Annotated in this window: 16 protein-coding genes; 15 read left to right on the top strand and 1 reads right to left on the bottom strand. The window is 70.3% G+C overall.

Going from position 1 to position 12,748, the window contains the following annotated elements; genetic code table 11:
• Positions 1-15: 15 nt before the first annotated feature.
• The 6 genes from EHW97_RS08680 to EHW97_RS08655 are packed head-to-tail and all read left to right on the top strand — an operon-like array spanning position 16 to position 4,905.
• Positions 16-414, top strand: coding sequence for a TOBE domain-containing protein (locus tag EHW97_RS08680; RefSeq protein ID WP_124236775.1), 399 nt, complete (start codon positions 16-18; stop codon positions 412-414).
• Positions 411-1,163, top strand: a complete 753-nt coding sequence (gene modA, locus EHW97_RS08675; RefSeq protein WP_124236774.1) for a molybdate ABC transporter substrate-binding protein — start codon at positions 411-413, stop codon at positions 1,161-1,163. Before EHW97_RS08680 ends, modA begins: the two co-directional genes overlap by 4 nt.
• Positions 1,160-2,686 (top strand): ABC transporter permease, encoded by a 1,527-nt coding sequence (locus EHW97_RS08670; protein ID WP_124236773.1) that lies wholly within the window; start codon positions 1,160-1,162, stop codon positions 2,684-2,686. Before modA ends, EHW97_RS08670 begins: the two co-directional genes overlap by 4 nt.
• A 5-nt stretch (positions 2,687-2,691) precedes the next feature.
• Entirely contained in the window at positions 2,692-3,723 is a 1,032-nt protein-coding gene (gene moaA / locus EHW97_RS08665; protein ID WP_124236772.1) for a GTP 3',8-cyclase MoaA, read from the top strand.
• A 6-nt stretch (positions 3,724-3,729) separates the two neighbouring features.
• Complete coding sequence (locus EHW97_RS08660; protein WP_124236771.1) at positions 3,730-3,984, top strand: MoaD/ThiS family protein; 255 nt, start codon at positions 3,730-3,732, stop codon at positions 3,982-3,984.
• Entirely contained in the window at positions 3,985-4,905 is a 921-nt protein-coding gene (locus EHW97_RS08655; RefSeq protein WP_124236770.1) for a tyrosine recombinase XerC, read from the top strand.
• A gap of 11 nt (positions 4,906-4,916) precedes the next feature.
• Here the strand turns inward: EHW97_RS08655 and EHW97_RS08650 are convergent, their stop codons facing one another.
• Positions 4,917-5,807 carry a M23 family metallopeptidase gene (locus tag EHW97_RS08650; RefSeq protein ID WP_166367453.1) on the bottom strand — a complete coding sequence of 297 codons (891 nt, stop codon included), beginning with the start codon at positions 5,805-5,807 and terminating at the stop codon, positions 4,917-4,919.
• A 288-nt stretch (positions 5,808-6,095) separates the two neighbouring features.
• On the opposite strand from EHW97_RS08650, the gene rpsB reads away from it, so the two are divergent.
• From rpsB to EHW97_RS15540, 9 genes are all read left to right on the top strand, one after another.
• A complete protein-coding gene (rpsB, locus tag EHW97_RS08645) occupies positions 6,096-7,034 on the top strand; it encodes a 30S ribosomal protein S2 (protein ID WP_124236768.1) in 939 nt (312 codons plus the stop codon).
• Positions 7,035-7,068: 34 nt separating this feature from the next.
• Positions 7,069-7,884: a translation elongation factor Ts gene (tsf, locus tag EHW97_RS08640; RefSeq protein WP_124236767.1), complete on the top strand. Its 816-nt coding sequence runs from the start codon at positions 7,069-7,071 to the stop codon at positions 7,882-7,884.
• 124 nt (positions 7,885-8,008) lie between these two features.
• Complete coding sequence (pyrH, locus tag EHW97_RS08635) at positions 8,009-8,716, top strand: UMP kinase (RefSeq protein WP_124236766.1); 708 nt, start codon at positions 8,009-8,011, stop codon at positions 8,714-8,716.
• Positions 8,717-8,753: 37 nt separating this feature from the next.
• A complete protein-coding gene (gene frr, locus EHW97_RS08630) occupies positions 8,754-9,308 on the top strand; it encodes a ribosome recycling factor (protein WP_208001969.1) in 555 nt (184 codons plus the stop codon).
• Positions 9,298-10,143, top strand: coding sequence for a phosphatidate cytidylyltransferase (locus EHW97_RS08625; RefSeq protein WP_243696360.1), 846 nt, complete (start codon positions 9,298-9,300; stop codon positions 10,141-10,143). Before frr ends, EHW97_RS08625 begins: the two co-directional genes overlap by 11 nt.
• A 40-nt stretch (positions 10,144-10,183) precedes the next feature.
• Complete coding sequence (gene rlmN / locus EHW97_RS08620) at positions 10,184-11,311, top strand: dual-specificity RNA methyltransferase RlmN (protein WP_124236763.1); 1,128 nt, start codon at positions 10,184-10,186, stop codon at positions 11,309-11,311.
• Positions 11,311-11,541, top strand: coding sequence for a helix-hairpin-helix domain-containing protein (locus EHW97_RS08615; RefSeq protein ID WP_124236762.1), 231 nt, complete (start codon positions 11,311-11,313; stop codon positions 11,539-11,541). Before rlmN ends, EHW97_RS08615 begins: the two co-directional genes overlap by 1 nt.
• Positions 11,542-11,563: 22 nt before the next feature.
• Complete coding sequence (locus EHW97_RS08610) at positions 11,564-12,298, top strand: enoyl-CoA hydratase (protein WP_124236761.1); 735 nt, start codon at positions 11,564-11,566, stop codon at positions 12,296-12,298.
• The gene (locus EHW97_RS15540; RefSeq protein WP_208001965.1) at positions 12,298-12,747 is read left to right on the top strand and encodes an AMP-binding protein; all 450 of its coding nucleotides are present in this window, start codon (positions 12,298-12,300) and stop codon (positions 12,745-12,747) included. Before EHW97_RS08610 ends, EHW97_RS15540 begins: the two co-directional genes overlap by 1 nt.
• Position 12,748 lies beyond the last annotated feature (1 nt).

Here is a 12,748-nt window from a genome sequence, read left to right as displayed (position 1 = left end):
AGTACAGTAGTGATTATGACGCAGATCCGTGTTTCTGAGGCCGCTGCGTTCCTCGGGGTCAGCACCGACACGGTGCGCCGGCTGATGTCCTCGGGTGAACTCGAGTCCGCGGGCGGAAGTCCGGCGACGGTGGACGGTGCGAGTCTGGGACGCTACGCCCGCGATCACGCCGTCGCGCCGGCCGACCGGCTTGGGGTGGCGCGTTCGGCGCGCAACCGTTTCGTCGGGATCGTGACCGAGGTGGTCAGCGACCCGGTGATGTCGCAGGTCGAGTTGCAGTGCGGTCCCCACCGGGTCGTCTCGCTCATGAGCACCGAGTCCGTGCGCGACCTGGGGCTCGAGCCCGGGGTGGTGGCGACGGCGGTCGTCAAAGCAACCACGGTGATCGTCGAGACGGCGGAGGGCGACCGATGAGGCGCGCGGTACTCGCGATCGTGCTGCTCGCGCTGGCGACCACCGCCGCGTGCTCGAGTTCGGCCGAGAGCGACCGACGCACCCTGACCGTCTTCGCCGCGGCGTCGCTCACCGACGTGTTCGAGGAGGCGGCCGCGGACTTCGAGGCCGAGCACCGGGGAATCGACGTCGTGTTCTCCTTCGCCGGATCGTCCGATCTCGCCCAGCAGATCGTGGAGGGTGCGCCTGCCGACGTCTTCGCAGCCGCCGACGAACGCACGATGTCCACTGTCGTGGACGCCGGTCGTGCCGAACGAGCCCGCTTGTTCGCCACGAACAGGTTGATCATCGCGGTCCCGGCGGGGAATCCGGCCGGAGTGACGGACCTCGCCGACCTCGCTCGGCCGGATGTCACGACGGTGCTCTGCGCTCCTCAAGTGCCGTGCGGCGCGCTCAGCCTGCAGGTCCTCGAGCGCGCAGGTGTCGCCGTTCGGCCGGCGAGCGAGGAGTCCTCGGTCAGCGGCGTACTGACCGCGGTCGGGGAGGGGCAGGCCGACGCCGGACTCGTGTACGTCACCGATATCGAGCGCGGCAACGATCGAATCGAGGCCGTCGAGCTGGCGGACGCGGCCCCCGAGGACGTCGTGCGGTATCCGATCGCCGCGTTGCACGGGTCCGAGCAGGATGAGCTCGCCGCAGAATTCGTGGACTTCATCGTGTCCGGCACCGGTGCCGAGCGACTGCGCGCCGCGGGATTCGGCGCCCCATGAGACACCGTGCCGTCGGCGTGCCGCGGTCGGCGCTCGCGATCGCCGCACTCGCGACCGTGGCGATGGCGCTCCCGGTCGTCGCGCTCGTCGCTCGTGTGGAGGTGACGCGTCTTCCCGAACTGCTGACGAGTGAGAGCGCGCTCACCGCCCTGCGACTCAGCCTGCTCACGACCTCGGTCGCCACGGTCGTGTGCGTGCTCGTCGGCGTGCCGCTCGCGCTGGTGCTGGCCCGCTGCTCGTTTCCCGGCAAGGCGTTCGTGCGCGGGCTGGTACTGCTGCCGCTCGTGCTGCCGCCGGTCGTCGCCGGCGTCGCGGTGCTCAGCGCCATCGGCAGGCGAGGCCTCTTGGGGGCGACGCTGGAAGCGTGGGGCATCGAGCTGGCCTTCAGCACCGCTGCGGTCATCATCGCTCAGGTGTTCGTGGCGATGCCGTTCCTCGTCCTCAGCGTCGAGGGAGCGCTGCGTGCCGACGACGGCGGATACGACATCGCGGCGGCCACCCTCGGGGCCAGCCCGGCTCAGGTCTTCTGGCGCGTGACCGTTCCGCGGATCGCTCCGGCGCTCGCGGCCGGGACGGTTCTGGTGTTCGCCCGAGCACTCGGTGAGTTCGGCGCGACGATCACTGCGGCCGGCAGCCTTCCGGGAGTCACCCGCACACTGCCACTCGAGATCTATCTCCAGCGAGAGACCGACCCGGAGGGCGCCGTGGCCCTCTCGGCGCTCCTGCTCGTCGTCGCGGTGGTGGTCATCGTCCTGACGTACGGACGTCAGCGCAGTGGGCCGTGGCGGCGCCGGCCCGGTCCGGACGTCGCTGCGGTCGAGTGGGACGCCCCGTCTCCGGGCAGCCCCCTGTCGGTCCGAGCAGCGGTCCCCGAGCGCGGCCTTGACGTCGAACTCGACGTCGCAGCGGGCGAGACCGTCGCCGTCGTGGGGCCGAACGGCGCCGGCAAGTCCACCTTGCTGTCGGTGATCGCGGGAGTCGTCCAGGCGCCGGGCTGTGCGGTGACGGTGGACGGGCGCCCCGTCGAGGAGGCGCCGCCGCATCGGCGAGGAGTGGCGCTGCTGACCCAGCGCGGTCACCTCTTCGGCCATCTCACCGCCTCCCACAACGTGGCGTTCGCGCTGCGCGGTTCCGGCCGGCGGGCCCGTGCACGAGGCGTCCTGCGTCGGCTCGGCGCTGAGCAGTGGCGCAGCAGGTACCCGGATCAGCTTTCGGGAGGGCAGGCGGCACGGGTCGCCGTGGCGCGTGCCCTCGCCGCCCAGCCCCGCGTCGTCCTGCTCGATGAACCACTCGCCGCGCTCGACGTCGAGTCGGCGGTCGACGTCCGGGCGGCGCTCGCCGAACTGCTCGGCCCCTGCACGGTCGTGCTCGTGACGCACGACGCGGCCGATCTCGCGGCCCTGGCCGACCGTGTCGTGGTCCTCGAAGAAGGACGCGTCGTGGACGAGGGGCCGGTGGACGCGGTCCTGACGCGCGGTCGTACGACCTACGTCACACATCTTGGGTCGTCCGGGTCATACTGAGGGACATGTCCCAGTCGGTCGTGTCGCACAGCGCGGGTCTCGGCCTGGTCGATGCCCACGGCCGGGTCGCCGACGACCTGCGGATCTCCCTGACGGAACGCTGCAACCTGCGATGCACGTACTGCATGCCGGCCGAAGGTCTGCCGCTGGCTCCCGACGACGCCTTGATGACTCGCGAGGAGATCGTCCGGCTGGCCACGCTGGCCGTGCGAGACCTGGGCGTGCGGTCCATCCGTCTCACGGGTGGCGAGCCGCTGCTGCGCCGTGACCTCGTCGAGATCGTGGCCGAACTCGCGCCGCTCGACGTGGACCTCAGCCTCACGACCAACGCCGTCGGGCTCGCCTCGCGTGCGCAGGCGCTCGCTGACGCCGGACTCGAACGCATCAACATCTCCCTCGACACGCTCAATCCGACGCATGCCCAGCTGCTGAGCCGCCGATCACTGCTCCCACGCGTCCTCGAAGGCATCGACGCGGCGGAAGCGGCGGGGCTCACGCCGATCAAGATCAACGCGGTGCTCATGCCGGGGATCAACGACGGCGACGACGCCGTCGAGTTGCTCGAATGGTGCCTCGGCCGCGACTTCGAACTGCGGTTCATCGAGCAGATGCCGCTCGACGCCGACCGCACCTGGGATCACTCCACCTTCGTGACGGCGGCGAAGGTGCGCGAGCTGCTCGAGGATCGCGGCGTCGAGCTGCGCCCGCATCCCGCGCCTCGCGACGGGGCACCGGCGGAGCGTTTCGACGTCTTCGCCACCGACGGCACCCGGCGCGGCACCATCGGCATCATCGCCTCGATCAGCGAGCCGTTCTGTGCCGACTGCCGGCGCACCCGCCTCACCGCCGAAGGCACGGTGCGACACTGCCTCTTCGCGCGTACCGAGACCGACTTGCTCGGTCCGTTGCGCGACGGTGCCGACGACGCGCAGATCGCCGAACTGTGGCGAGCCGCGATGTGGGGCAAGCCCGCAGCGCACGGCATCGACGCCAGTTTCGTCGCTCCGGAACGGTCCATGAGCCAGATCGGAGGGTGAGTGGTCATGACGACGATCCGACTCTTCGCCGCCGCACGGCACGCCGTCGGCCGTAGCGAGTTCACGCTCGAAGGACTCGGGCTCGGGGCACCCACCACGGTCGGCACCGTGGTGCAGGCGCTGAGCACCGTGTCGCCCGCCGCACGTCCGGTGCTGGAGGGGTGCTCCGTGTTGGTCGACGGCGAGCGCCGTGGGCCGCTGGGCCGGGTCGACGGCGATGCCGAGACGGTCGACATCCTGCCGCCCTTCGCAGGGGGATGAGTGCCTGAGGAGGCGATCGGCGAGCGGTGGGCGCAGACGCTGGGCGAGTACGAGACGCATCTGGCCCGCGAGCGCGATCTGTCCGAGCACTCGGTCCGTGCGTATCTCGTCGATCTTCGCAGTCTCGCGGTGCATGCGGCACGACTCGGCATCGACGATCCGGCGCGGCTCGATCTGCGCGCGTTGCGCAGCTGGCTGGCCAACCTCAAGACCCGCGGGGCCGCCCGGACCACACTGCAGCGCCGCTCGACCGCGGCGCGGGTCTTCACCGCGTGGCTCGCCCGGACCCGTCGAGCCGAGCACGACGCCGGTGCGCTGCTGGCCAGCCCCAAAGCGCACCGCGAACTCCCGCCGGCGCTGAGCCAGGACGACATCCGCGCCGTCATCGACGCGATCGAGGTGGACGAGGACGATCCGGTCAGTCTGCGCGACCTCGCGATCGTCGAACTGCTCTACGCCACGGGTATCCGCGTCGGTGAACTCGTGGGCGCCGACGTCGACGACGTCGACCTCGAACGTCGCGTGGTGCGGGTGTTCGGCAAGGGTCGCAAAGAGCGCGCCGTCCCTTACGGGGCGCCTGCGGGAGCCGCGCTCGACGAATGGGTGCGCCGCGGCCGGCCGCAGCTGGCCACGGCCCAGAGCGGGCCGGCCCTGTTCCTGGGTGTGCGTGGCGGCCGGATCGATCCGCGCGCCGTGCGCCGGGTCGTTCACGACCGCCTCGGAGCCGTCGAGGGCGTCGCCGATCTCGGTCCCCACGGCTTGCGCCACACCGCGGCCACCCACCTTCTCGAAGGTGGCGCGGATCTGCGCTCGGTGCAGGAGATCCTCGGTCACGCCTCGCTCGGTACGACGCAGATCTACACCCACGTCAGCAACGAACGTCTCCGGGCCGCCTACCGGCAGGCACACCCCCGTGCTTGAGTGACCCGGTGCTACCCCTGCGCGGACAACGGGTCGACCGGCGCGCCGTCGACGAGCAGCATGAGGTGCAGATGGCATCCGGTCGAGCGGCCGGTGGACCCCACCGCTCCGATGACGTCGCCCGCGGCCACCTGATCCCCGGCCTTCGCTTGTCGCCGGCTGAGGTGGCTGTAGGACGTCGCCCGCCCGTCGGCGTGCACGACCTCGACGTGCTCGCCGTAGGCACCGCGGTACTCCGAGCGGCTCACTCGACCGCTCGCCAGTACAGGGACCGGCGTACCGCACGCCGCCCCGAGGTCGACGCCGTCATGCAGTTTCCGCTCTCCGGTCACGGGATGCACCCGCATCCCGAACGGTGATGTGATGGGTCCGCCGAGCAGGTTGACGAGTCCCGAGCCGTTCCACGACGGCGGTTCCGGTGGCGGGCCCTCGGGCGAGATGAGGCGGAATCTCCCTTCGGCGCGGAGGCGGTCGGCAGGATCGAGATAGTCCGAACCGCGCAGTCGGCCCAGATTGAGGCAGGTCGACGTGCAGGAGGGGTGTGACGGCAGCAGCGTGCCCAGCCGGTCGCCGCGGCGCACCGCGTCACCGGGCGCGACCGAGGCGGCCACCGGCTGGTACGTCGACCGCTCGACGCCGTGATCCACGGTCACGGTCATGATCCCGCCGACCTGGCCGGCGAACGTGACGGTGCCCGCCGCGACGGCACGCACGTCCTCGCCGGGCCGACCGGGGATGTCGACACCACGGTGCCCGGGGCCGTACTCGCTCTGCGGGGGTGCGAACGCGCGCTCCACCCGTTGCGTCGACAGCGGCCACTCCCATGAGGCGGAGCGGTCCTGGGGAAGCAGCGTGAGGGGGAGTGCGACGACAATGGCGGCGAGCGCGGGGAGTGGAGCCATGCGCCCAGTCCATCGGCGTGCGCGGCGCGAACGCGAGGGGCCGAGCGACGCTCTGTGGAGAAGCAGCCGGGGCCGTCGGCGTGTGGATTTCGTCATCGGGGTCCGGACGGCTAGACTTGCCGCATCGCCTCCAACGAGGCGAAATTCGCGCGCCCGGCACCGTATGACGCTCATGCCGAATGCGGGGCACGGCCTGGTCCCATCACCGATGGGCGGCTCGTGTCGGTCCGGACGCCAGGGGCATCGTCGCTCGACGGTGCCGTGAACCAGGCAGAAAGGAATACGGCCATGGCCGTCGTCACCATGCGTCAGCTGCTCGTGAGCGGCGTGCATTTCGGACACCAGACCCGTCGCTGGAACCCGAAGATGAAGCGTTTCATCTTCACCGAGCGCAACGGCATCTACATCATCGACCTGCAGCAGTCGCTGGCCTACATCGACGCTGCGTACGACTTCGTCAAGAGCACCGTCGCCCGCGGCGGCACGATCCTCTTCGTCGGCACCAAGCGCCAGGCGCAGGAGCCGATCGAGGAGCAGGCCAAGCGCGTCGGCATGCCCTACATCAACCAGCGCTGGCTGGGCGGCATGCTCACCAACTTCTCGACCATCAGCGCGCGTCTGCAGCGTATGAAGGAGCTCGAGGAGATCGACTTCGACGACGTCGCGGGCTCCAACCGCACCAAGAAGGAACTCCTTCAGATGAAGCGCGAGTACGACAAGCTCTCGCGCACGCTCGGTGGTATCCGCGACATGCACCGCACGCCCAACGCCGTGTGGATCGTCGACACCAAGAAGGAGCACCTCGCGGTCGACGAGGCCAAGAAGCTCGGCATCCCGGTCGTCGCGATCCTCGACACCAACTGCGATCCCGATGACGTCGACTACCCGATCCCGGGCAACGATGACGCCATCCGCTCGGTCGGCCTGCTGACCCGCGTCGTCGCCGACGCCGTGGCCGAGGGCCTCATGGCTCGCGGTGGCGCCAAGTCGGGCGAGGAGACCCCGGGCAGCGAGCTCGGCGCCGAGGAGCCCCTGGCCGATTGGGAGCGCGAGCTGCTCGAGCGCAAGGACGCCGCGCAGACCGGTCCCGTGTCGCCGTCGGCCGCCGAGGGCGACGCGCCCGCCGAGGCCGCCTCGATCGAGGACGCGAAGGCCGAGACCGCCGACCCCACGCCGGCCGAGACCGCGGAGGCTGCCGCCCCCGGCGCCGACAAGCCGGCCGAGTGACCATCTGACACGACCCAGAAACGAGACACATCTCATGGCAATCACTGCTGCCGACGTCAAGAAGCTCCGCGACGCCACCGGCGCCGGGATGATGGACGCCAAGAAGGCCCTGACCGAGGCTGACGGCGACTTCGACAAGGCCGTCGAGCTGCTCCGCATCAGCGGGGCGGCCAAGGCGGCCAAGCGCGGCGCCGAGCGCGAGGCCTCCGCGGGCCTCGTGGCCAATGCGGGCACCGCGATCGTCGAGCTCAACTCCGAGACCGACTTCGTGGCCAAGAACGACCAGTTCATCGCGCTAGCCGAGCGTCTCGCCGCTGCCGCGGACGCCGCCAAGCCGGCCGACGCTGAGGCGTTCAAGAGCGTGACGCTCGATGACGGCACCACCGTCGAGGACACCATCACGGCCCTCGCCGGCGTCATCGGTGAGAAGATCGAGCTCGGCCGCGTCGCCGCGTTCGACGGCCAGGTCGCGACCTACATGCACCGCCGCGCGAGCGACCTGCCGCCGGCCGTCGGCGTCCTCGTCGAGTACGAGGGTGACGATCTCGACGCCGCCCGCGGCGCCGCCATGCAGATCGCCGCCATGCGTCCGCGCTACCTCACCCGCGAGGAGGTGCCGGTCGAGACCGTGGAGAAGGAGCGCGAGATCGCCGAGGCCACCGCGCGCGAGGAGGGCAAGCCCGAGCAGGCGCTGCCGAAGATCATCGAGGGTCGCGTCAACGGCTTCTTCAAGGAGGTCGTGCTCCTCGACCAGCCTTCGGTGACCGACAGCAAGAAGACCGTCAAGCAGGTCCTCGACGAGGCCGGCGTGACCGTCAAGCGCTTCGCGCACATCGAGGTCGGCGCCTGATCCAGGCCGATCCAGGCGAACGCCCCGCGGAAATGTCCGCGGGGCGTTCGTCGTTCTCCCGCCGCGCAGCGGACCGCCTCGCCACCCCGGAGGCTGCGTGAGCCGATCCGATAGGCTCGTGGTCATGTCGCGTCGCGTTTTGCTCAAGCTCTCCGGTGAGGTTTTCGGCGGCGGGCAGATCGGTATCGATCCCGACGTCGTGAGCGGCATCGCCGTTCAGGTGGCCGAGGCCGTGCAGGAGGGCATCGAGGTCGCCATCGTCGTCGGCGGCGGCAATTTCTTCCGCGGCGCGGAGCTGAGCCAGCGCGGCATGGAACGTTCCCGGGCCGACTACATCGGCATGCTGGGCACCGTCATGAACGCGCTCGCGTTGCAGGACTTCATCGAGAAGACCGGCGTGGAGACGCGCGTGCAGAGCGCCATCACGATGGCGCAGGTCGCCGAGCCCTACATCCCGCGCCGGGCCATGCGTCACCTCGAGAAGGGGCGCGTCGTCATCTTCGGTGCCGGGGCGGGCATGCCGTACTTCTCGACCGACACGGTCTCGGCGCAGCGCGCGCTGGAGATCAAGGCCGACGCGGTGCTGATGAGCAAGAACGGCGTGGACGGCGTGTACGACGCCGATCCGCGCACGACCCCCGACGCGCAGAAGTACGACCAACTGACGTTCGACGAGGCGTTGGCACGCGGCCTCAAGGTCGTCGACGCCGCCGCCTTCGCCCTGTGCATGGAGAACCGTCTGCCGATGATCGTGTTCGGCATGGAGAACGACGGCAACATCGCCCGCGCGCTGCGCGGTGAGAAGATCGGAACACTCGTCCACGCGGGATGACCCTGCGTGCGACCCCCGACAAGGAGCAATTGACGTGATCGACCAGACCCTGCGTGATGCCGAGTCCAAGATGACGAAGGCCATCGCCCACACCCGCGAGGAGTTCGCTGCGATCCGCACCGGACGCGCGCATCCGTCGATGTTCTCGCAGATCACCGCGGACTACTACGGCACGCCGACCCCGCTGCAGCAGCTCGCGGGCTTCCAGGTGCCCGAGGCGCGCACCGTCATCATCAGCCCCTACGACCAGGGTGCGAAGAGTGCGATCGAGAAGGCCATCCGCGACTCCGATCTCGGCGTCAACCCGACCGACGACGGCAAGGTGCTGCGCGTGACGCTGCCCGAGCTCACCGAGGAGCGCCGCAAGGAGTACATCAAGCTCGCCCGGTCCAAGGCCGAGGAAGGTCGCGTGGCGATCCGCGCCGTGCGTCGCAGTGCCAAGCAGGCCCTGGACAAGGCCGAGAAGGACTCCGAGATCAGCAAGGACGAGAACGTCGGTGCTGAGAAGCGTCTCGACGCGCTGACCAAGAAGTACGTCGATCAGGTCGACGAGGCGCTCAAGGCCAAGGAAGTCGAGCTCCTTGACATCTGAGTCTCCCGCGCCCGTTCCGCCGACCGGGCGGGCCGGGCGCGATCTGTCGGCGGCGATCGGCGTCGGCGTGGGACTCGTCGCGGTGGTCCTGGCGTCACTGTTCTTCGTCAAGGACGTCTTCGTTCTCGTCGTGGCGCTGGCGCTGACGGTGGCTGTCCTCGAGCTGAGCAAGGCCCTGGCGTCGGCCGGCATCAGAGTGCCGGTGCCGCCCGTGCTCGCCGGCGGCCTCGTCATGCTCGGCGTTGCCTACTACGACGACATGGAGACGGCCGCGGCGGTCCTGGCGCTCACCGTGCTGGCGACCCTCGTCTACCGGCTCCCCGGCGGCGCTGACGGGTTCGTGCGTGACGCCACGAGCGGGGTGTTCTGCCTCGCCTACCTGTTCCTCATGGGCTCGTTCGTCGTGCGCATGCTCGACAACCCCGATGGTGCGTGGCGGATCGTCGCGTTCATCGTCGCGACCATCGCGTCCGACATCGGCGGCTATGCGGCGGGTGTGTTCTTCGGCAAGCACCCGATGGCCCCGACCATCTCGCCGAAGAAGTCCTGGGAGGGCTTCGCCGGGTCGATGATCACCGGCATCGTCCTCAGCACGCTCGTCGTGGTCTACGGCCTCGAAGGCGAGATCTGGGTGGGCGTCGTCCTGGGTGCCACGGCGGTCATCATGGCCACCGTCGGCGATCTGTGCGAGTCGCTCATCAAGCGCGACATCGGGGTGAAGGACATGGGCACGATCCTGCCCGGGCACGGCGGTGTGATGGACCGCCTCGACTCGCTCATCGCGGTGGCCCCCGTGGCGTATCTCATCCTCTACCTCCTCGTGCCGGTCTCCTGAGATTCGTTCTGTTCAGGGGGCGTCTGGGAGAATGGTCGTTATGACCGAGCAGATCCGGGCCCTTCCGCTCGTGCTGACCCCGCCCAAGGGCCGTGGCAAGCCGCCGCGGCATCTCGCCGACCTCGACGCTGCGGAGCGCAAGGCCGCCGCCGAGGCTCTGGGGGAGCCGCCGTTCCGGGTCAAGCAGGTCGCCACGCATTACTTCGGGCGGCTTGAGCGCGACCCCGCGCAGATGACCGACTTGCCGGTCGCCAGCCGTGACCGCATCGTCGAATCGCTGTTGCCGCCGTTGCTCACGTCGGTCCGCACGCTCGAGGCCGACGGGGGCACCACTCGCAAGACGCTGTGGCGCCTGTTCGACGGCGCGCTCGTCGAGTCCGTGCTGATGCGGTATCCCGATCGCGCCACCATCTGCGTGTCGAGCCAGGCCGGATGCGGCATGGCGTGCCCGTTCTGCGCGACGGGCCAGGGCGGCTTGCAGCGCAACATGAGCACGGCGGAGATCATCGATCAGGTCGTCGACGGCGCCGCGGCGATGGCGCGCGGCCTCGTCCCCGGCGGACCGGGCCGTCTTTCCAACGTCGTCTTCATGGGCATGGGCGAACCGATGGCCAACTACAAGGCCGTCATCGGGGCCGTGCGCCGCATGGTCGCTCCGGCGCCGGACGGCCTCGGGATGTCGGCGCGCAACATCACGGTCAGCACCGTCGGACTGGTGCCGCGTATCCGTCATCTCGCCGGCGAGGGCATCCCCGTGACGCTCGCGCTCTCCTTGCACGCTCCCGACGACGAGCTGCGCAACGAACTCGTCCCGATCAACACGCGATTCTCGGTCGCGGAGACGGTCGAGGCGGCGTGGGAGTACGCCCGCACCACCAAGCGCCGTGTCTCGATCGAGTACGCGATGATGCGCGACATCAACGATCAGGCGTGGCGTGCGGACATGCTCGCCGACGTGCTCAACTCCTACGGCGACTGGGGGTGGGTGCACGTGAACCTCATCCCGCTCAACCCGACGCCCGGCTCGAAGTGGACCGCCTCGCGGCCCGAGGACGAGCGCGAGTTCGTGCGCCGCCTCGTCGCCAAGGGCATCCCCACCACCGTGCGCGACACCCGCGGCTCCGACATCGACGGCGCCTGCGGCCAGCTCGCCGCCGCGGACGTCTGATGGAGCATCCCGCGGACGCCACCGAGTTTCCGAACGCCATCGGCCGTCCGGCGGCCGCCGCACTGCGGGCCCACGACATCACCACGTACGCCCAGCTCGCCGAGTTGTCCTCGGACGCCCTGCTGGAGATGCACGGCGTCGGCCCGAAAGCCGTCCGGGTCCTGTCCGAGGAGCTCAGCGCACGTGGCCTCGCCTTCGCCGACGGTGCGGACCCGGGGCGCCGGCGCTGACGCCACTCGCTACGGTGGCGCCATGTCCTCCGATGCGATCCTCGACACCTCCCGGGACGGCGCCGTCGCGGTGCTGACCCTGCGCCGCCCCGAGCGGCGCAACGCCCTCGACCTCGCGCTGTGCCGCGCGATCGACGCGGCCGCGCAGGCAGCGGTCGACGACGGTGCCCGCGTCCTCGTCATCACCGGCGACGGTACGGCGTTCTGCGCCGGTGCGGATCTCGGCGGCGTGTACGGAGACGAGTTCCTCGAGGCCCTCTACGGCATGCTGCACGGCCTGACGCGGCTGCCCGTTCCGGTGATCGCCGCAGTGAACGGACCGGCCATCGGCGCCGGAACCCAGCTCGCCATCGCCTGCGACCTTCGCGTCGCCGACGCGACGGCGCGCTTCGCCATCCCGACGGCGAAGAACGGCATGGCCGTGGACGCGTGGACCATCCGAACCCTGGGCAAGCTGGCCGGCATGGGCCCGGCCCGCCGGCTCATGCTCGCCGCCGACGCTCTCGACAGTGACGCGGCGCTGGCGTGTGGACTGGTCGACCGAGCCGGCACCGTGGAGGACGCCGTGGCGTGGGCGCACGAGATCGCCACCCTCGCGCCGCTGACGCTCGCGTACAACAAGCTGGTGCTGAACGGCTCGCGCGCCGACGATGCGACGATCGACGCCGAGTTCTCCCGGGTGTGGGCGAGCGAGGACGTCAAGGAAGCCGCCCGAGCGCGCGCCGAGAAGCGCCCTCCCGTCTTCCAGGGGCGATGATGACGAGCCTGGCCTTCCGCGTCCTCGACCACCACGTCGTTGCAGGCCGCGCTGACGATCCCGCTCTCGTGACCGACGACGGCACGCTGTCCTACGCCCAGCTCCTGCACGAGTCGGCGTCGCTCGCCGGCGGGCTGCGCGATCTCGGCGTGGGGCGGGGGACCCCCGTGCACGTCGAGGTGCCCGAGCGGCGCATCTGGGTGCTGTCCGTGCTGGCCGTCGTGCGGCTGGGCGCAGAACCCGACCCCGATGCCCGCTTCCGGATCGCCGGGAGCCCGGCTACCGTCACCACGCCGGACGAGAACTACGACCTCGATCTGGTGCTGCGGGCCGGTCGGGTCGATCCAGCCGTCGCCCCGGTCGGCGATCCGGAAGGGTACGCCGAGCGGATGACGCAGCGGTACGGCGACGTCATCGCCGCGTTGCTCCACGGCGGGACGCTCACCTGAC

This window comes from Aeromicrobium camelliae (assembly GCF_003850045.1).
GTDB classification, from domain to species: Bacteria; Actinomycetota; Actinomycetes; order Propionibacteriales; family Nocardioidaceae; genus Aeromicrobium; species Aeromicrobium camelliae.
Note: the sequence above shows the minus strand (reverse complement) of the source record. Positions and strands in the feature narration are given on the sequence as shown.